The sequence below is a fragment of the Carnobacterium sp. CS13 genome (assembly GCF_016653495.1).
GTDB lineage: Bacteria > Bacillota > Bacilli > Lactobacillales > Carnobacteriaceae > Carnobacterium_A > Carnobacterium_A antarcticum.
This window is the reverse complement of record NZ_CP067364.1, coordinates 2396226-2415679: the sequence shown is the minus strand read 5'-3', so window position 1 is coordinate 2415679 and position 19454 is coordinate 2396226. Positions and strand designations below refer to the sequence as shown.

21 protein-coding genes and 5 pseudogenes are annotated in these 19454 nt (G+C 34.4%); 13 read left to right on the top strand and 13 right to left on the bottom strand.

Going from position 1 to position 19454, the window contains the following annotated elements:
• The first annotated feature begins 151 nt into the window (after positions 1–151).
• Positions 152–892 carry a tRNA pseudouridine(38-40) synthase TruA gene (gene truA / locus JHE06_RS11415; protein WP_201088849.1) on the top strand — a complete coding sequence of 247 codons (741 nt, stop codon included), beginning with the start codon at positions 152–154 and terminating at the stop codon, positions 890–892.
• A 380-nt stretch (positions 893–1272) separates the two neighbouring features.
• Entirely contained in the window at positions 1273–1497 is a 225-nt protein-coding gene (locus JHE06_RS11410; RefSeq protein WP_058919461.1) for a hypothetical protein, read from the top strand.
• A gap of 328 nt (positions 1498–1825) precedes the next feature.
• Here the strand turns inward: JHE06_RS11410 and JHE06_RS11405 are convergent.
• From JHE06_RS11405 to JHE06_RS11390, 4 genes and pseudogenes are all read right to left on the bottom strand, one after another.
• A pseudogene (locus JHE06_RS11405) lies at positions 1826–2169 on the bottom strand (DUF1304 domain-containing protein).
• An 18-nt stretch (positions 2170–2187) separates the two neighbouring features.
• Positions 2188–2475 (bottom strand): putative quinol monooxygenase, encoded by a 288-nt coding sequence (locus JHE06_RS11400; RefSeq protein WP_201088848.1) that lies wholly within the window; start codon positions 2473–2475, stop codon positions 2188–2190.
• 17 nt (positions 2476–2492) lie between these two features.
• Positions 2493–3122: a nitroreductase family protein gene (locus JHE06_RS11395; protein WP_201088847.1), complete on the bottom strand. Its 630-nt coding sequence runs from the start codon at positions 3120–3122 to the stop codon at positions 2493–2495.
• Positions 3123–3124: 2 nt separating this feature from the next.
• A complete protein-coding gene (locus JHE06_RS11390; protein ID WP_201088846.1) occupies positions 3125–3544 on the bottom strand; it encodes a MarR family winged helix-turn-helix transcriptional regulator in 420 nt (139 codons plus the stop codon).
• A gap of 174 nt (positions 3545–3718) precedes the next feature.
• Between JHE06_RS11390 and JHE06_RS11385 the strand changes: the two are divergent.
• The 3 genes and pseudogenes from JHE06_RS11385 to JHE06_RS12250 form a co-directional block, all read left to right on the top strand.
• Positions 3719–4557: pseudogene (locus JHE06_RS11385) on the top strand (recombinase family protein).
• A 12-nt stretch (positions 4558–4569) separates the two neighbouring features.
• A complete protein-coding gene (locus tag JHE06_RS12440; protein WP_442861669.1) occupies positions 4570–4662 on the top strand; it encodes a hypothetical protein in 93 nt (30 codons plus the stop codon).
• 50 nt (positions 4663–4712) lie between these two features.
• A pseudogene (locus JHE06_RS12250) lies at positions 4713–4899 on the top strand (type IA DNA topoisomerase); the annotation flags it as partial.
• Between the two features lie 130 nt (positions 4900–5029).
• Here JHE06_RS12250 and JHE06_RS11375 read toward each other — a convergent pair.
• Both JHE06_RS11375 and JHE06_RS11370 read right to left on the bottom strand, forming a co-directional pair.
• Positions 5030–6745, bottom strand: coding sequence for a catalase (locus JHE06_RS11375; protein ID WP_201088844.1), 1716 nt, complete (start codon positions 6743–6745; stop codon positions 5030–5032).
• Between the two features lie 337 nt (positions 6746–7082).
• Positions 7083–8396: an IS1380 family transposase gene (locus tag JHE06_RS11370; RefSeq protein WP_201088843.1), complete on the bottom strand. Its 1314-nt coding sequence runs from the start codon at positions 8394–8396 to the stop codon at positions 7083–7085.
• Positions 8397–8659: 263 nt separating this feature from the next.
• Between JHE06_RS11370 and JHE06_RS11365 the strand changes: the two genes are divergently transcribed.
• The gene (locus JHE06_RS11365; protein ID WP_058919454.1) at positions 8660–9085 is read left to right on the top strand and encodes a cupin domain-containing protein; all 426 of its coding nucleotides are present in this window, start codon (positions 8660–8662) and stop codon (positions 9083–9085) included.
• A 573-nt stretch (positions 9086–9658) separates the two neighbouring features.
• Here the strand turns inward: JHE06_RS11365 and JHE06_RS11360 are convergent.
• Positions 9659–9964, bottom strand: a complete 306-nt coding sequence (locus tag JHE06_RS11360) for a bacteriocin immunity protein (RefSeq protein ID WP_201088842.1) — start codon at positions 9962–9964, stop codon at positions 9659–9661.
• A gap of 357 nt (positions 9965–10321) precedes the next feature.
• Positions 10322–10702 (bottom strand): helix-turn-helix domain-containing protein, encoded by a 381-nt coding sequence (locus tag JHE06_RS12435; protein ID WP_201088841.1) that lies wholly within the window; start codon positions 10700–10702, stop codon positions 10322–10324.
• Positions 10703–11014: 312 nt separating this feature from the next.
• Between JHE06_RS12435 and JHE06_RS12430 the strand changes: the two genes are divergently transcribed.
• Entirely contained in the window at positions 11015–11335 is a 321-nt protein-coding gene (locus JHE06_RS12430; RefSeq protein ID WP_442861668.1) for a type II toxin-antitoxin system Phd/YefM family antitoxin, read from the top strand.
• A 3-nt stretch (positions 11336–11338) separates the two neighbouring features.
• Positions 11339–11629, top strand: coding sequence for a type II toxin-antitoxin system RelE family toxin (locus tag JHE06_RS11345; RefSeq protein WP_201088840.1), 291 nt, complete (start codon positions 11339–11341; stop codon positions 11627–11629).
• A gap of 118 nt (positions 11630–11747) precedes the next feature.
• On the opposite strand, the gene JHE06_RS11340 is transcribed toward JHE06_RS11345, so the two are convergent.
• Positions 11748–11963: a hypothetical protein gene (locus tag JHE06_RS11340; RefSeq protein ID WP_201088839.1), complete on the bottom strand. Its 216-nt coding sequence runs from the start codon at positions 11961–11963 to the stop codon at positions 11748–11750.
• 205 nt (positions 11964–12168) lie between these two features.
• Between JHE06_RS11340 and JHE06_RS11335 the strand changes: the two genes are divergently transcribed.
• The 3 genes from JHE06_RS11335 to gfa all read left to right on the top strand — a co-directional run bounded on the left by JHE06_RS11335 (position 12169) and on the right by gfa (position 15177).
• A complete protein-coding gene (locus JHE06_RS11335) occupies positions 12169–12693 on the top strand; it encodes a MepB family protein (RefSeq protein ID WP_201088838.1) in 525 nt (174 codons plus the stop codon).
• A 555-nt stretch (positions 12694–13248) separates the two neighbouring features.
• Positions 13249–14358 (top strand): S-(hydroxymethyl)glutathione dehydrogenase/class III alcohol dehydrogenase, encoded by a 1110-nt coding sequence (locus JHE06_RS11330; protein WP_023179462.1) that lies wholly within the window; start codon positions 13249–13251, stop codon positions 14356–14358.
• Positions 14359–14598: 240 nt separating this feature from the next.
• Positions 14599–15177 carry an S-(hydroxymethyl)glutathione synthase gene (gene gfa, locus JHE06_RS11325; protein ID WP_201088837.1) on the top strand — a complete coding sequence of 193 codons (579 nt, stop codon included), beginning with the start codon at positions 14599–14601 and terminating at the stop codon, positions 15175–15177.
• 619 nt (positions 15178–15796) lie between these two features.
• Here gfa and JHE06_RS11320 read toward each other — a convergent pair.
• Positions 15797–16159, bottom strand: coding sequence for a winged helix-turn-helix transcriptional regulator (locus JHE06_RS11320; RefSeq protein WP_056998910.1), 363 nt, complete (start codon positions 16157–16159; stop codon positions 15797–15799).
• 123 nt (positions 16160–16282) lie between these two features.
• Here JHE06_RS11320 and JHE06_RS11315 point away from each other — a divergent pair, with 123 nt between their 5' ends.
• Together JHE06_RS11315 and fghA are read left to right on the top strand one after the other, a co-directional pair.
• Positions 16283–17398 carry an S-(hydroxymethyl)glutathione dehydrogenase/class III alcohol dehydrogenase gene (locus JHE06_RS11315; RefSeq protein ID WP_056998911.1) on the top strand — a complete coding sequence of 372 codons (1116 nt, stop codon included), beginning with the start codon at positions 16283–16285 and terminating at the stop codon, positions 17396–17398.
• A gap of 4 nt (positions 17399–17402) precedes the next feature.
• Entirely contained in the window at positions 17403–18236 is an 834-nt protein-coding gene (gene fghA, locus JHE06_RS11310) for an S-formylglutathione hydrolase (protein WP_201088836.1), read from the top strand.
• 74 nt (positions 18237–18310) lie between these two features.
• On the opposite strand, the pseudogene JHE06_RS11305 reads toward fghA, so the two are convergent.
• The 3 genes and pseudogenes from JHE06_RS11305 to JHE06_RS12425 form a co-directional block, all read right to left on the bottom strand.
• Positions 18311–18706, bottom strand: a pseudogene (locus JHE06_RS11305) (transposase); the annotation flags it as partial.
• Between the two features lie 36 nt (positions 18707–18742).
• Positions 18743–18988, bottom strand: coding sequence for a hypothetical protein (locus JHE06_RS11300; protein ID WP_201088835.1), 246 nt, complete (start codon positions 18986–18988; stop codon positions 18743–18745).
• 18 nt (positions 18989–19006) lie between these two features.
• Positions 19007–19254: pseudogene (locus JHE06_RS12425) on the bottom strand (transposase); the annotation flags it as partial.
• Between the last annotated feature and the right edge of the window lie 200 nt (positions 19255–19454).

Below are 19454 nucleotides of genomic sequence, written 5' to 3'. Positions count from 1 at the left end.
GCCTCATTATTTTTTACTGCATTCGAAATTTGGTTAGATAATTGCAAAGCTTTGTTACCAGTTATAATGAATGAAACTGCTATTAGGTCTAATAGTGATGAAGTATAGAGCTTGAAAATATGAATAGAATAAAATGATGAAGAGGGATAAAATGAGAAACATTAAAATGACCATTGAGTATGACGGCGGCAGATACCAGGGTTGGCAAAGGCTAGGGGATTCTGATAAAACCATTCAAGGAAAAATAGAAAATATCCTGTCGGAAATGACGGAAACCGACATTGAAATCGTCGGATCAGGCCGGACGGATGCCGGAACCCATGCTAAAGGGCAAGTAGCCAATTTCAAGACGACATCTAACTTGGACTTGGTAACGATGCGGGACCATCTGAATACTTATCTCCCTCGTGATATTATCGTTAAAGAGCTAGAGAAGGTTCCTGAAAGGTTCCATTCCCGGTATAATGTCGTCGGTAAAAAGTACAGCTATTATGTCTGGAATACTGTTGTACCATCTGCATTTGAACGTAATTACAGCTACCATTATCCTGAACAACTTGATGTCGATAGGATGAATGAGGCTTGCAGCAAGCTTATCGGAACCCATGACTTCATCGGTTTCTCTTCGCTCAAGAAGACGAAAAAATCGACGGTCAGGACCATCGATGAAATCTCGATCCACAGGGAAGGCGATTTGTTGCACTTTACGTTCGTAGGGGAAGGCTTCCTGTACAAAATGGTCAGAATCATTATGGGGACGCTCCTAGAAATTGGGGCAGGAACGAAAAGTCCAGAATGCATTGATGCCATCTTTGAGAGTGGAGTCAGAAGTGATGCCGGGATGACCGTGCCTTCTCAAGGACTGTTCTTAGATGAAGTTTATTACGATTGATGGGACTAAGATGACGTATTAGATGGTTATCCGCATGAAGGTTTTCTTTCAAATAGAGCAATAAAAATTGAGATTGAAAAAATCACACAGTAGATAGCAAAAAAGAAACTAAAAAAGGGCTAACCAGCGATGAAGTAGGAACACAAGAAGCCTTTCTAAAAAGTATCTCAAATTTTATTAACCATTTGATTGGTTTAAAAAACAAAATGTTTATACATGATTTCATTTCTAATACAAAATAAGCATGTATTGGGTAGGTTTATAAAAAAAGAACCCTATGGGGATAGAATTCCCAATACGGGATTTTATCCAATTTCATGTATCGAATTTTTAAGTTAGCTAGGGTACAATAAATCTAATCAGTATAGAGGAGGAAGAGTATGAAAAATGCAGGTGAATGTCCAAAGTGTGCATCAAGAAATATTGTAAGAATTCCAGGCCAAACAGGTGCGGTTGGAATTGGTAATAATATTTCTATTGGCTCAGTTATTCCTACTTTAGTAGATGTATCAAGATACTTATGTTCTGAATGTGGCTTTTTGGAGGAATGGATTGTCGATAAAGAAGACATAGAAAAAGTAGTCAAAAAATTTAAAGGTAAATAGATTACTAGTGGAGATATAGTGAAAAAAACAAAGAAAGTAAATGGAACCTAAATAATTCATAGTTTTTCTGAAAGCTATCTAAAATCTTGATTAAATACTATACTTACTGAAGAGAGAAATGATAGCTAAAAAAACTGACACCAGCACTGGGATCAGTTTTTTAGTTTTTTTAATTAACCCTCTTTTTTTATTGTCTTTGAAACAAGGGGTCAAGTTAAATGTTTTTAGCACATATTAAGGCTCTATATCGGTCTATTGTGTATTAATAATTTGTAAAATCCAAATATTTTTTAACACTAGCTCCTTCGTAGAGACGTAGTTATAAAAATTAAAAGAGTGTTGAAATTAAGGTTACTAGAGCTGGACCACCTTGTGTAAAAATAATTTTTTACTACTTGTAACACTACCATATGAAGCAACCACTATAATGTAAACTAATAGCAATCTTGTGACTTCAAGAGAATCTGTTGATAAAAATGCACCATAGAGCAATCCTAACCCAAATAAACCATTATATACTCATTGATTTTTGAGTAATACATTAAGTGATTTTTGACTTAATTCTTTCTGATCAATGTTGAATATACGACTTGTCTTGCTAGAAGTTGTAATAATTGTTTGGATATACAGGATATAAAAAAACTCAATTGCAACCACTACCGTTAAAATAATAGATCATGTAGACATAAGTTATTCACCTAATTCGGAAATTTTTAAGTCTGGCGCTTTTAAGCTGTAATGAGCTATTTTACTAACAAAATTTTGTAGTAAAGGATTTTGATTATGGGTATCAATTGCAAATTGATCTTTCCAAATTTCTACCATAATGAATGTATTTCTTTCTTCTAGTGATTCGTAAAGATTGTAGGCTAAACAACCGTCTTCTTTTCTAGTTTCTGAAATTAATTCTTTGGTGTCTGATAGAAAATTATCACGTTGATCTCCTTTGATAAAAAATGAGGCATTAATAACTTTCATTAAATAATCTTCCTCTCTTATTTAAAAGTAGTGAATTCTTTTGCATCCAGTCGAATAGAATCATATCCTTCTTCTAATGCTTTACCAATGGATAGAATCATGACCGGTACATAACGTTCTTTTTCTAAGCCAAATGCTTCTGCTAATTCATCGGCTTCAAATCCACCAATAGGGTTCGTATCATATCCATAAGCGCGTGCAACAAGCATAAACTGCATAGCAGCTAAACTGGAATCAATTTTTACGACATCATTCATTTCTTCTCTAGTGAAATTTTTGTAATAAGGGATAATTGCAGCTAATTGCTCATCTCTCACTTTTGGAGACATTTTACCTTCAATTACTGCCTGATTATAAATCACTTCCCCATACTCATAACATTCCATATCTCCAAATATAAGTATCATTGCTGAAGATGTGTCATTTTGTCTTGTATTGAAACGAATTAATGGTTTCAATTTTTGTTTTTCTTCAGTACTCTCGACAACTACGAAACGCCAAGGCTGCATATTTACTGACGATGGTGCTATGGTTGATTTCTGAATCATTTCAAGCATTTCTTCTTTAGAAATTTTGACACTCTCATCGTACAATCTGATAGATTTTCTATTATAAGCGATATCTGAAAAGTCATTATTTATTGTCATTTTTAAACCTCTTCTTGTTTGATTAACTTTTTAAGCAATAGTTGTAACTGCTTTTCTTCTACAGAACTAAGTAGATGATATAAAGGATTTTGTAGCTTATCATGTTCTTTTTCACAGATTTCAAGATCCTGTTTTGCTTTCTCAGTAATTTCTACGAAGACTTCTCGATTATTTTCTTTATTTCTTTCTCGAATTACATATTCTTTTTCTTCTAGAACTTTTAAATGTCTCGTTACGGCAGCACTATCTATTCGTAGCTTATGCTGTATTTGCTTTTGCGAACATTTTCCTGTTTCTTTAAGAAGCATCATTAATTCATATCTGGTTAAACTAAATCCAGTTGCTTTCTCAAATCTGGATGTCATTTCTTGATTCGCAATCTTTATCTGATAAAGAAGACTACTAAATTCTCTAAGATTCAAACTATACCTCCTTTTTAATTCTATAATTGACTAATCAATCGTTGACAAGTCAATTATAGAATTAAAATATCATTTTGTAAACAATAAAAAATAAATTTAAACAATTACTATTATCCAGGTTTTAGAAAACTCATTAAAAATATTTTTCATTTCTAATAAAAAGGAGGTTTAAACATGGTAGTAGTGCAGGTTGGTTTAGAGCTTCCAGATGATATTCAAGAAGGTATTGCAAAAGGTATACCAAGGATGTCTGGTAGTGTTGTTAGAAAGGTCAATAGTGGAGCAATTGTGAGACATTTAAAAGAAGCAAATATTGATAAAGAAAAAGACAGTCATATCATTAGTTTGAAAAAGGCCAGTGAGATAGTAAGTAATGTAAATCCGAAGACTAAACTAATTGTTGGAAGTTCTCTTATTTTAGGCGTAGAAACTACTAGAGCTTATTATGCAGTTAAAAATTTTAAGAAAAAGAAAAAAACAGATCACAATGTTATCAACCAGTTTAATCAGAGCCTTCTTCAGTATATAGATGCTGCAAAGAATAAGCGATTAACTCCAAAAATAATAAAACATCTTGAAGATAGTCTAAAATTAATTATGGCTACAAATAGCGGTATCGATTTTAATATAGTAGTTGATCCTCAGAAAATAAAAGACCTTGTTGATTTGATTTATCACTATACTAGAGATCTAGCAGAAATAAATTTTGAAGAAATCCAAGAAATCCAAATAGGAGATACACTAGTCGTAACAAAACTCGATCGATTCGCTCGAAGTACTCAAGATGCTCTAAATACGATTAAATTACTTTTTGAAAAAGGGGTTAAGATTAATGTATTAAATCTAGGAGTGATTGAGAACACATCTACTGTAGACTCATTATCACTATTTTTAGTGCTTTCGCAGATTTTGAACGAGACCTAATCGTAGAACGAACTCAAGAAGGGAAAGAAATAGCTAAGCAGCAACCAGGATACAGAGAAGGTCGTCCTAAAAAATTTTCTCAACAATAGATTACTCTAGCCATGAGTCTACTAGAGACACACTCTTATACACAGGTAGAGAAAATGACAGGAATTAGCAAAAGTACCTTAACAAGATATAAGCGGAAGAAATAATTGAAATAGTACAAAATACGTTTAGTAACAGCTAAATAAAGATCCTTGTAAAAGAAATCGATAATAGCCTCACTATTGGAACTTGTCCCAAATATCGGAATAATAATATTGGAAAAGGGAAATTTTATGGTTGTTCTAACTATCCGACTTGTAAATTTACTTTATCCAATAATTTTCGAAAAGAAAAATATAAAAGAATTATTAGAGGGCAAAGAAATGTTAGTCAAAAGTATTAAAAAACCTATAATGCAACACTAGTGGTAAATATTATATAAAATAAAAAAATGAGATAACTTTGAGCATAGTCAAAATTATCTCATTTTTTTATTTTATTTTAGCATATTAACGACTATTAGTAATGGTTATTTTATAAGACAAATGGATCGTTCATGATATCGGAGTAAGCTGTTGGATCTCCAGCATTTGTATCACGGCCATTTTCACCTAAGTCTTTGGCTGTTTCTGGTACACCAACTGGTTCAGAAGGTACATTTAAATCTGCATAACCACGTGCATTTGCTTCTTCCCAAGCTTTACGAGAATCATTCGGTGTTGGTGTTACATCGACATCATTGATAGCGATATTCATAGCAGCTGCTACACCTTTTCCGTATTCTGGGTCGGCTTGATAAGTATTGCGAATGTGACGGTGTTTGATTTGTAAAGTAGCATCTCCCATATTGCGGGCTGTGTTTTCAAATAACACTAATTGTTGTTCAGCAGACATAGCACGGAATAATTGACCTGGTTGAGTATAGTAGTCATGATCATCTTCACGGAAATCATAAGTAGCTACCGGTCCGTTATCTTGTGCAGGCGTTTCGTTTTCACGGTTATCAGTCCAGTTACCATAACTGTTTGGTGTGTAATGAACTTCACTTCCGCCGTTCCCGTCAACTCGCATAGCGCCATCACGGTGGTAGATGTGGTGGTCTTTAACACCACGTGGTGCATTTACTGGAATTTGGTGGCTATTAACACCAATACGGTAACGTGCAGCGTCACTATAGCCGAACAAGCGAGCTTGTAGCATACGGTCAGGTGAATAACTGATACCTGGTACAACGTTAAGTGGTGAGAATGATACTTGTTCTACGTCTTGGAAGTAGTTAGCAGCATTACGGTTTAATTCAAATTCACCAACTTCGATGATTGGGTAATCTTCTTTCGGCCACATCTTTGTTAGGTCGAATGGATTATTTTTCCAAGCCTTTGCTTGCTCTTCAGTCATAATTTGGAAATACATCTTCCATTTCGGGAATTGCCCTTGTTCAATGGCATTATATAAGTCGTTTTGATGAGACTCACGGTCTCCTGCAATGACTTGTTCAGATTCTTGGTCTGTTAAGTTTTGGATACCTTGCTCAGAACGGAAGAACATTTTCACCCAAACACGTTCGTTATTTTCATTAATCAAGCTATATGCATGGCTACTAAATCCATGCATATGGCGGTAAGATGACGGAATACCACGATCACTCATCACGATTGTGACTTGTAGCAAAGCTTCGGGTAGAGATGTCCAGAAATCCCAGTTGTTATTAGCACTACGCATGTTTGTACGTGGATCACGTTTAATTGCGCGGTTCAAATCGATGAATTGTTTTGGCTCACGGATGAAAAATACTGGCGTATTGTTACCAGCCATATCCCAGTTACCTTCTTCAGTATAAAACTTCAAAGCGAAACCACGGATATCACGTTCAGCATCAGCAGCACCACGTTCACCAGCTACTGTAGAGAAGCGAGCAAACATTTCTGTTTCTTTCCCAACTTCTGAAAATAATTTTGCTTTTGTATATTTTGATATATCATTTGTAACTTTAAAGGTACCAAAAGCGCCTGACCCTTTTGCGTGCATACGACGTTCAGGAATTACTTCACGGTTAAAGTTTGCTAGTTTTTCTTGTAACCAAGCGTCCTCTAAAAAAGTTGTGGGGCCGCGTTTACCGGCAGTCATGGAGTCAAAGTTATTGTTTACTGGTGCACCACTTTGATGATGAAGTGCTTTTTGATCTCCTGTTGTTTGATTGCGACTAGGTTCTGAACCGTTCAAACCATTCTTGTCCATTGGATTAGACATTTAATCTTCCTTTCATCATTTAAATTTAATAGTACTCTTAATAGTATAGCGGTCTTTAGGCAAAAAAATAAGGTAAATGTTCAAATTTTTAAAAGATAACGTTTTTATATAAAATATCACTAGCCTGAATAATTCATACTTCTAAAATTTATCTGTAAAAGTTATTTTTTTTATCTGTCCATCCCAATTAATTTACTTTTTTATTCATTAAAGGATGGAAAAAGTTAAAATAGGTAAAACGATGAGCTGAATGATAGGGTATTACTTGATTTTGGCCGCACGAACTCCCTGAAAGAAATGAATTTTTTAAAATTCATTTGGATGGTCACCAACAGAGTTATTGTATTTTTTCTAACAACTGATAGAAACTATCTTGAAAGACATGAGTCGTGCTCAGTTTTAATAGCAATCTACGGCTACTTCGTACCAATTTTCCTGCTACTTTAAATAAATGCAAGCGGAGAGTATCAATTTGAAGTGTCGCTTCTTTTGCTGATAAACAAAGTGTTCGCATAAAGTTAACGATATTGTAAGCCAATAGGCTTATCATCATATGAGCATGATTTTCCAGAAAAGTTGAGCTATCGGTTTTATCAAAATAGAATCCATTTTTTGTTTCTTTAATAAAGTTCTCCATCGTACCGCGATTTTGATAGGTGTAAAATATGTTTTTAGCGGATAAATTTTCTGAACAATTGGTGATCACATATTCATGGCGAAAAATCAGCTCTCCTGCTTCTCTAGTTGATTTGATGCAAACCCGACGTTCTTGTGACCAATTTTTTGCTCGATAAGACGTAGAATAGTAGTGAACTTCTTTTTCTTCCCAATGATGATCATCGCCAATTAAAATGAATGATTCTGCTAACTTTGCTAGTTGAGCATTGGCTTTCAGACGAAGCACATAAAAGCTTTCGTTCAATTCACAAGTTTCATATACTTCTGGTGTCGCAAAGCCGCTGTCTCCACGCACAAGAATCGTTGTGCAAGGAAGTTGCTGGCTGTAATGATTGAGTAAAGGCCTTAGAAAATCCCTTAGAAAATCCCTTACACCGTTTGATGTATAAACATTTCCAGAACGAAGTTCTGCCTTTAAAAAGTCGCCCGTTAGCCCATCAAAAGCAACTAAAGGGTGGTAACCGTTTGTTTGATAGTGGGCATTATAGTTCGTTCCTTCTTGATTTCCAAAAGTATCCGAATGAGTAGAATCCAAATCAATGATCATCTCTGTTGTGTTTCGCTTCAATCGTACTTTATCAATCAAAGCTTGATTCAAATCTTGGAATTGACGGATCGTTTTTTCATCTATTCGGTCCCAGAAACGTGAAAGAGAAGGTTGTGAAGCAGCAGTTTCTTTATTTAAAATAAGTTGGAAGATGGGATCTTCCTTCAATAATTTAGCTGATGAATCTGCAGCGTAGCCAGAGATCAGTTGGAAAAGAAGTTGTTCTAGTAAGGAGATATTGTCGTGTCTCCAGTAAGTCCGGTCCTCTTTGATTTGAAGGAAGCTTTTGGCCAATTCTAAAAATCCAAGTGAGTCCATAAATTCTTTTACTAAAATCAATCCGGCATCTGTTGAAAGATTACCACCAGTGTTGGAAACTGTTAGTTTAGGATTGAAATTTATCCGTTTTTCCTGTAATGTAGCCATTGAGAGAACCCCTTTCATGGTTTAGTTTAGTCACTTTAACCATAACAGATTGGGGTTCTTTTTGTACACCCAAAGGGTGTTGTAAAATATGTGAAATAATGGCTTCACTGTAAGGTTTTAGATAGCTTTCAGAAAAACTATGAATTATTTAGGTTTGAATATAATATTAAATATTTGCTTTTTAACTTAGTTATTAGTAAAGTTATCATAGAGATAGTTTGTAATGATTGTTAAATGAAGCTTATTCTAAGGAGGAAGAAGAAATGGAAATTAACGATAAAAAATATGGAAAAAAACCTTATATAGTGAATATCGAAGAGGCTACTGTCCAAAATGATAGGTATCGGACAACAATGTGGACGGGTGAAAAATTACAAGTCACCGTTATGTCTATCCAGCCTAATGATGATATAGGGTTAGAAGTTCACCATGGTATTGATCAATTTATTCGTATTGAAGAAGGAAACGGACTATGTAAAATGGGCCCTACAGAAGACAACTTGAATTTTGAACAAAAAGTTAAAGATGATGACGCTGTTTTTGTTCCAGCTGATATGTGGCATAATATCTTGAATACAGGTGATAAACCTTTAAAACTATACACGGTTTATGCAGGTCCAGATCATATTCCAGGTACTATACATGAAACACATGATGATGCACGTAATGATCCTAATGAACAAGACTAGAATAAATTTGTTTTAAATTGAAAAAAAAAGGCTTAGGACTTTTGTCCTAAACCTTTTTTTCCAAATACACTATTATTTTATTTGGATCAGTTTAAGTTCTAACCCAAAATAAACACTTACTAGGTATTGATCTGATTTATTTTTCGCTGTCTATTATAAATGTCGATTAAAATATTCAGATTTCCTAACTTAAAAAACCATGTATATATACCCTTGATTTAATAAGGTTTTATATACACGAATTTATCTAATTTCACGTATCTAAAAACCTAGTTAAAAAGAAAGAGGTATTATATGCAATTCTTAAAAAGAATGATTGAAATTAAGTGGCCTTTTTTGTTAATTGAACTTGTATTTTTATTTGTAGGAATTGCACTCATTATTACTGGAATTAAAATATGGAAAAAAAGCAAGTCGGCAGCTATAGTCAACATAGTTATTGGGCTTACAATGACGCTAGTATTGTTGTGGGTTTTATTTTGGACTTTAATATTTGGATACAATTCCTAAGAAAAAAGAACCTTATTCGTTTAAGATTCTAGATACACGACTTTATATCCTTTCATGTGTCTTTTAGAACTGTGATTTATCTCCATAGTTAGCTCGATAAGAACCGTTCAATCCAGCTTTTTGCCCAATTCCACTTAATTGTCTAATTAGTTCATCTTGCTCTTCACTAAATGTTAATTTTTCAGTAAAGGCTTTAAAATAAATGAAATTGATTAGACGATTAATCATAGGAGGATTTTCCTTAGAGTCATTAAGTCTTTTATATACTTTCAATAGAACTTCTTTAATGTCTTCCATTTCTTCGCCTGTATTAGACTGAACAAGGCTATTATATAAATCATGTACAAGTCGTTTCGACTCATTTCCCATCCTATCCATCTCCTTTTTTATATACTATGTCCTTATTGTGTCATTATTACGGCTTTAATTCAAATCGATTTAATAAAAAAGGATTGGAGATATAGCGAAAAAAAACAAAGAAAGTAAATGGAAATTTATTCTTTGGATCGTTTCGTTAGTTGTCATTGGAATTCTAGGAATGCCAGAAATACCTGTCGATCAAATTGATGATAAATAATTTTAGAATAGAGTTGGTAACTTTTTGAACCGAAAAAATAACCTTATTAATTCAAGGTTTTATATACACTATTTTAAGCAATTTCATGTATTGAAGTAAACACACTTGCAAGTACACGTATAAGTGTACTTGCAAGTGTGTTTTTGAGTTTAATTTAAAAAATTATCTATATATTTTGCTAATTCTTCACTAGTTAAAACTAAACCCAAGCCAATCATAGTAACAAATATATTTAAATCAAAAAATAATGATCCTAGAATAACGATTCCCATACCCAAAATCATAATTTCATCTTCGTAATTATGTTTGATTTTTATTTTTCTTTGCATTTTCTTATCCCCTTTTATAAGTTCATCTAATGAGATTTCATACAATTCGCTAATAGAGATTAAACTTTCTATATCGGGAAGTGTTTTTCCGTTTTCCCAGTTAGAAATTGTTTGTCTTGAAACAAACAATTTTTCTGCTACTTCTTCCTGTGTAAGGTTTAAATTTTTTCTCTTTTCTTTAATAGATTCATGAAATTTCATAGGACTACCTCCTTACTACAAACAATAGCTACTCCATTCCCTATTGTCTGTCAAAGTTCTTTTACAAATAGAAAAATCGTACCATTTATATCATTCATTATGAAATAGAACCAGTATTAGTACAATCAACTAGTTACATCGTTTTTTCTCCCTCGTCATTCTAAAGGATTTTATATCGAAACAAATAAACTTAACTTCCGTTATACATAAGGGTTCAATATTTTTACACGTGTTAAGCTTAGCAACAGAAAAAAGTCTTTAAAAAGTCTTTTAAAAGGTTTATACTGATTTTAGATAAAGGAGAGGATTTATATGGCCATGAAAATATTAGATATTCCAACATCTTCTATTTCCGAAGTAAAACGATCTCCTATGGAGATCTTTCAAAGAGCAGATAAAGAAGCTGCTGGGGTCTATGTCTTTAATCGAGAAAAAGTAGCTGGAGTCATGTTGACACAAAATCAATACGAATCACTCAATAAAGAAGTCGATGGATTATATGATCAAATTGCTGATTTAATCACTGAAAAAAGGCTGCTGAACGAAAAAGTCGCTACTTTTTCTGATAGTGAAGTACGTGGAGAAATCGCAAACGAACGACCTATTATCGACGAAGATGATGGGTGGGAGTAAAGTTTGCACCAAATAGAATGGACAGAATACTCAAAAGAAGATTACGACAAGCTTGACGGCAGCCAAAATTTTATTGTTAATAAAGCTCTTAATCGCATTAAATTACGTGGTATGGACGCTGGTCAGCCGTTACATGGTGCTTTAGCACAATGCAATAAGTTGAAAAACAAGAAAATGGGGCTTCGTGTCATTTTTAGAGAAGTACAAGGTAAAGTTGAAGTCATTCAAGTGGTCGTTATTGGAAAAAGAGATAATGAAGAAGTCTATACGATTGCTGAAAATCGAATAAAATAATCAAATAAGACATTTAACACTCCATTAAGAAGTGTTAGATGTTTTATTTGATTGTGACGCATGATTCTATCTAATTTCGTGTATATAAGTAACTAGAATTATTGGATCTCTTCTAAATTTAAGAATTATATCCAACTATGAATGTCCAAAATAATAAATATAGTGAAACTAATGTAAGTATTGTCCCTATAACTATGCTAAACAAAGCTGAAGATTTGCTTTGCTTTCGTATTTTTATTCCGGTAGCGATAAGCATGATTCCTCCAATTAAAAAAATAACTTCAAATAGTAATATAGGCCATTTTATTTCTATTGATCTTTGTATAAATTTCATGAGACACCACCTTTTTATCAATATAACAATTGTAACTAAAATAAGTTATATTGGATATGCTGACAATAAGATAAGATTTGTTTGAATAGGTTACAAACACACTATTTTATAGAACTTCATGTATCATTTTAGTGAATACAAAAAAACAAGAACTACTTTTATTTGTAATGAAGTCTTATCAATTAAATTTTTAAGGAGCGATAAAATGAATGTGTTTCAAGAAGCCTTAAGACATATGAATCAAACAATTTACGAACCAAAACAATTAACGGTAGAATACGTTCAAGAAGAAAAGCAAAATTCTGAGTATGCTGCTGGTGTTTTTAGATTATCTTCTAAAACCATTCGATTTAGAGTTGCGAAAATCACACCTACAAAAATAGGACAGTTTGTTGCTTTTTGGGAAAAAGATAGTAATAATAAAAACCGTCCTTTTTTATCTGAAGAAGCACCTGAATTATTAGTTATAACAACTTTTAAAAAAAATAATGAATTTGGTCAATTTGTTTTCCCAAAAGAAATACTTATTAAAAAGAATATCCTTCGATCCCAGTCCGCTAAAGGAAAGATGGCTATAAGAGTCTATCCCAGTTGGGATAGACCAACTAGCAAACAAGCAATTAATACTCAGAAATGGCAATTACCTTATTTTGTAGATATGAGTACGCCTAATAAAATATCTATAGATAAAATAATTAAATTATACGCTCTGGGACGTACAAAATGCTGAAGAATAAGTCTAAAAAAGTAAAGTTAAACCTTGTTAAGTCAAGGTACGAAATACATGATTATATCCAATTTCATGTATTAAGAACATGAAATTGTATGTCTAACTCTTAAACACAAGTTTTATACCTAATATAAAAGAAAAGATTGAAAGAACAACATATCTTACTCCATTTAAACTTGTTACTAGGATATAGAGATAAATATACATTCCGTCCTCATTAGGTACTGGATAGGCTATATTGGGTAAGCTAACTAATATTAAAACAGCGACTAAAACTAAACGGAATAATTCATTTAAATCGCCTTTAGTGACTAGAGTTTGCACAATTTCTGTAGTAAAATCATTTATAGGGAGGTCCTCTTTTCTGTGAATTGGTTGTCGTTAACTTTATTCTACAGAAGGGACTTCCTTTTTTGTATGGATTTTTTCATTTACACAAGATATTTTACACTCTCTAAATCTATAGTGACAAATATATCAGTATTAACTTTTATTACATTATGTATTACACTGAATTTATTACAAATGATCGACATCTAAGAAAGAAGGAAAAATATGAAGAGTAGAGCAGCAGTAGCATTTGGTCCAAATGAACCACTTAAAATTGTTGAGATTGATGTAGAAGAACCAAAAGAAAATGAGGTATTAGTTAAAATATTGTATACATCTGTTTGTCATACGGATGCATTTACGTTGTCTGGAGATGATCCAGAAGGAGTTTTTCCAGCTGTCTTAGGTCATGAAGGTGGAGGTGTGGTTGAATCTATAGGTAAAAATGTCACTTCCGTAAAACCAGGAGATCATGTTATACCACTTTATACAGCAGAATGTGGAAAGTGTGAATTTTGTCTTTCTGGCAAAACAAATTTATGTAGTGCAGTCCGTGAGACGCAAGGTAAAGGGTTAATGCCTGATGGAACAACTCGTTTTTCATATAAAGGAGAGCCAATTTATCATTATATGGGAACCAGCACTTTTAGTGAGTACACAGTTGTAAATGATATCAACTTAGTAAAAGTTGACGAAAATGCTCCTTTGGACAAAATTGCTTTACTTGGTTGTGGAGTTACTACAGGTCTGGGAGCAGTTAAAAACACTGCAAAAGTTGAAGAAGGCGCTGTAGCAGCTGTATTCGGTCTTGGTGCAATTGGTTTAGCCGCTATTCAAGGATTAAAGAAAGCAAACGCCAAACGCATCATTGCAATTGATATTAATCCTAGCAAATGGGAATTAGCTAAAAAAATGGGCGCAACTGATTTTGTTAATTCAAAAGAATATGATCGCCCAATCCAAGAAGTTATTGTAGAAATGACAAATGGTGGTGTAGATTATAGCTTTGAATGTATTGGTAACGTTGATGTAATGAGATCTGCACTTGAATCTTGCCATAAAGGATGGGGTGAAAGTATTATCCTTGGTGTAGCAGGTGCTGGAAAAGAAATTCAAACACGTCCATTCCAATTAGTTACCGGACGCGTATGGCGCGGATCAGCATTTGGTGGAGTAAAAGGAAGAACTGAATTACCAGGAATGGTTCTGGATTTCATGAATGGTGAAATTGATTTAGATTCATTTATTACTCACAACTTAGAATTTAAAGATATCAATGAAGCATTCGATCTATTACACAAAGGTGAATCAATCCGCACTATCCTGTCTTATTAAGAATTGTTTTTTTTCGCAAATAATTTTTTAGAAAAACAATCAGCGATGCAAATCCATTCTAAAAAAAGGAATTGGAGACGATTAAGCTAACTGCAGTCGTGAAATAAAAGAATCATCTTTTGATTGTTTGGATATCAAGTGGACATGTTTAGAACTATTAGATGATTTCATCATTTATAAAAGAACAGTTAGAGTTTCATATCGCTGAATCAAAAACAATAAATCCAAGGAGTGAAGTATATGACAAACATTAAATTACACCCAAGATTAGATAACGGAATCCAAGATTACCCTGAAGTAGAAGGATTCGGTGGGGGCACATTAACGTGTCTTTGTGAATCGAATAAAGTAGAGGTCAAAGTAAGCTCACAAACGCTACACAACCACGCATGTGGCTGTTCTCAGTGTTGGAAACCAGAAGACGCTAGGTTTTCTTTAGTAGCTGTAGTTTCTCGTGAAACAGTTGAAGTCATTAACAATGAAGATAAGTTAGAAGTAGTTGATGAAACAGCGGCAATCCAAAGACATTATTGTAGAGATTGTGGTGCACATATGTATGGTCGTATAGAAAATAAAAATCATGCATTTTACGGATTAGACTTTATTCATACAGAATTATCAGAAGAAAAAGGATGGTCTGCACCAAAATTCGCAGCCTTTGTTTCATCTGTAATCGAAACAGGTACACCAGCTTCTAAAATGGCGGATGTTCGTAAAGAATTAAATAATCTGGGACTACCGACTTACGATACCTTGTCTCCTGAGTTAATGGATTTAATTGCTACTAAAGCTGCGGAACTAAAGGGAACTTTAAAATAAAAAGAGGTAAGTTATTTTTATTTGAATCATTAATAATTTTTTTATTAAGAACCTCATAATAGTATTTATTATTTTTGTATTTGATATTATTGAGTCTTATAAAGAGTTAAAGTTAGAGAAAGATTCAAATAAAAATAATGCAAAAAACCAATAATGAAAAATTAAATTAATGAGGCTGGGACAAAAGGTCTCTCAAAAAAATACACTCCCAAAACTATGAACTATTTTGTTCAGTAGTAGGAGTGTATTTTTGGTTCTACGTCAACTGACGTTGGTAAAATAAAAGTCAATTCGTTCTAAAGTGGTTATCTTATTATTGTCTGTTTAGAGTGTACCTAGAACAGACAGCGATAAGGTTTTGTTTTTTCGCTTTTTTTAGTGTTTATTATGAGTGTCGATTAAGTAAGCTGATAAAAAGGAGTGAAAAATATAAAAGTAGGCTATGCACGTGTATCGTCTACTCGTTCAATTCTAGATGATAAATGAAAAAGGAAGCTAAGCCTGCAGCCTGACTTCTTTTTCTCAAATTCTTCTATCAAATTGATCATTCAAGAAGTTGAGACACGCCTTCATACAAGCGATTAGGGACTTTTGTTTTCAAAAATGTTTGTGCAGTTTATTATTCAACTGAAGTTTTGTCAGCGTTTTCTTTCAAAAATTCGCTAAAACTATCTCCCCAATCACAAATAGAAGTTACAATGGGTTCTAAGAGTAAACCAATTTCACTTAGTTGATACTCTACTTTAGGAGGTACAACCGGGTATACAACCCTAGTAATGATTTGATCTTCTTCTAATTCCCTTAATTGTCTAATTAACATACGTTGATTGACATCGGGAAGGTATCTTTGTATTTCACTTAACCTTAATGGAGACTGTTGGAGCAAACACCAGATAATCGCTATTTTCCAACGTCCACCTATAACGGATAAAGCCAAATCCTTGCTAGTGAAAAAAGTTTTTTCTTTATAATGAATAGTCATATAGTACCATCTCTTTCTATTGATATTTTGTTTATAGTGACAAAAGCGTCAGTATTGTCTAATGAATTATAATATGAGATGATGGAAAAGTAAATTAGCAAACAAAAGAAAGAAGGTATTCAATTGAAAAGTAAAGCTGCTGTTGCATTTAAACCAGGAGAACCGCTTCAAATTGTAGAAATCGATGTAGAAGAACCAAAGGCAAAAGAGGTCTTAGTAAAAATCTTGCATACTTCAGTTTGCCATACTGATGCGTTTACTTTATCGGGTGATGATCCAGAAGGTGTATTTCCGGCTGTACTAGGTCATGAAGGTGCTGGTGTTGTAGTTTCTGTAGGGGATGAAGTGACTTCCGTAAAACCAGGAGACCATGTGATTCCACTGTACACGGCTGAATGTGGGGAATGTAAATTCTGTCTTTCTGGTAAAACCAACTTATGTAGTGCCGTGCGAGAAACGCAAGGCAAAGGTTTAATGCCTGATGGAACTACGCGTTTCTCTTATAAGGGAGAGCCGATTTATCATTACATGGGAACCAGTACCTTTAGCGAATATACAGTCGTACCTGAAATTTCTTTAGCAAAAATCAACCCAGAAGCACCCCTTGATAAAGTCGCTTTATTTGGGTGCGGTGTAACTACAGGAATAGGTGCTGTACACAAAACGGCAAAAGTGGAAGAAGGTGCGGTAACAGCCGTATTTGGCCTTGGGGCTATCGGTTTAGCTGTTATTCAAGGATTGGTCCAAGCAAAGGCCAGCCGAATTATTGCTGTCGACTTAGATGAAGATAAGTTTGAATTAGCTAAAAAAATGGGCGCAACCGATTTTGTGAATCCAGCTAAATTTGATCATCCTATTCAAGAGGTCATCGTTGAAATGACGGATGGGGGAGTTGATTATAGCTTCGAGTGTATTGGAAATGTGGAAGTTATGAAGGCTGCTCTTGAATGTTGTCATAAAGGCTGGGGGGAAAGCACTATTATCGGTGTAGCCGGCGCAGGGAAAGAGATTCATACTCGCCCATTCCAATTAGTAACGGGACGCGTATGGCGTGGATCAGCCTTTGGCGGAGTCAAAGGTAGAACGGAACTACCAGGAATGGTGGAGGACTTTATGGAGGGTAAAATTGACTTGGACCCCTATATCACCCATCACTTAAACTTTACTGACATTAATGAGGCATTTGATTTGCTTCATAGGGGCGAATCGATTCGAACGATTTTAACATATGAGGAGTGAAGAAGTGAATCTTAAGCTTATTGAAAACCACCGCTCTTTTGGTGGAGAACAGCGTAAGTACAGCCATTATTCAGAAGTGTTACAGTGCGACATGACCTTTAGTCTCTACTTGCCGTCCAATAAGGGAATGGAAAAAATCCCGCTTATTTGGTGGTTATCGGGTTTAACGTGTACCGATGATAATTTTAGTCATAAAAGTGGCTTCCAAAGATTGGCTGAAAAATATCAAGTGGCTGTCATGATTCCCGATACGTCACCACGCGGAGAACATGTTGCTGATGATGAGTCTTGGGATCTTGGCCAAGGTGCAGGATTTTATTTGGATGCGACCCAAGAACCATGGGCCAAGCATTATAAGATGTATGCCTATATCACAGAGGAGTTAACCGCGATTGCGTCCTCTCTAGTGCCCAACTTCTCAGGGAAAGAGAGCATTATGGGGCATTCTATGGGAGGGCATGGCGCTTTGGTAATGGGCATGAAAAATACAGAGAGATTCAAAGCGATTTCGGCTTTATCTCCTATTTTGAGCCCTAGTCAAGTTCCTTGGGGGATCAAAGCCTTCACCACTTATTTAGGGGAGAATCAAACTTCCTGGAAAGAGTGGGATGCTTCCGAACTGGTTAAAGGAACCGGGATGCCGCCTATTCTCATTACGCAAGGAACTGAGGATGGGTTTTATCCAGAACAATTAACAGAAACGTATTTTTTGAAAAATGCTCAGGAAAATAATGTAGCCGTAGATTACAAAAAGGAAGAAGGCTACGACCATAGCTACTTCTTCATTGCTACTTTCTTGGAAGATCATTTCGCTTTTCATATGGAGTGCTTAAGATAATTCTTTGGTTTAAATTCTCACTCTATTTAAAGTGGTTTGATTGTTGAACTTTATAATGTTCCATAAGTCTTTTGTTAAAAGTAAGCGCCTAATGGAAAGGTACCTAGAAAATGAAAAAGGTGCTGGGAAATAACTAGCTCTAAAAATAAAAACCGCGATGAAATAATCATAAATGTGATTGTTTCGTCGCGGTTTTTATTTTTGATTGATTTGTGTTGAAAAGCTTCCGGTTTTCTTCTAACCTCAAGGGCTAATTTGGTTAGGTTCATGCTCATAAGCATCATTCCCATGTCAGTATGTACAGCTTGCTTGCCTCTGACATGGGTTCTTCGCATACTAAATCCACCTTTCAATCGATCAAAAATAGTTTCTACGTCAATTTTGCGTTGAGCGTAGATGGCTTTTCCATGATCACTTTCAAGGTTTTCTTTTACATGATGCTTAAAATATTCCCAATTGTAATTTACCGACGTCTGGCGTTGGACACCTTTGGGTGTTTTGGCTAATCAATCGAGCTTTTCATTCTGTTGCTCCACATCAGCCTTGTAAACTTTAAATTGTCTTTCAAAACTATTTTTATCATTCCGAGTGCTGTAGTGTGAAAAGCTAAAGCGGACACCATCTAAGTCAGTATAGTAATCTTCACTCCCATGATAATCCCAGTTATGACGATGTTTTGGATTAGAAGCATATTTTTTACTTTTCTCTTTATGGTACATGCCGTAGGGGATTAAAGGGACTTTATCAAACATATCCACAACTGTCTGGTAATTTTCTTCACTTCCAAACCCTGCAATTAACTGTAAGACGATTTGTTCCAGAATGGATTCATTTTCATGAATATAATACAGTCGGTCGTCTTGAATCTGGATATTTTACGTAGGATTCGGCTAAACTTAAATTTATCCATGAGTTCTTTTGCTAATATTAAGCCGGAATCTGAGGATAAATTTCCACCAGAGTGAGATACCGAGATATTTGAATTGAAAAGTAAACGATTTTCGTGTGAAGTTGCCATTGAGAGAACCCCTTTCTTTGGTTTGGTTTAGTCGCTTTAACCATAGCAGATTGGGGTTCTTTTTGTACACCCAAAGGGTGCGAATGAACGAAACAAAATAGACTATTATAACAAGGTTTTTGAAGCATTTTTGGAAAACCATGAATAATTCAGGATACTGAGAGAATGTTTTTTTTTGATGACAAAAATTGAGCGAAAAT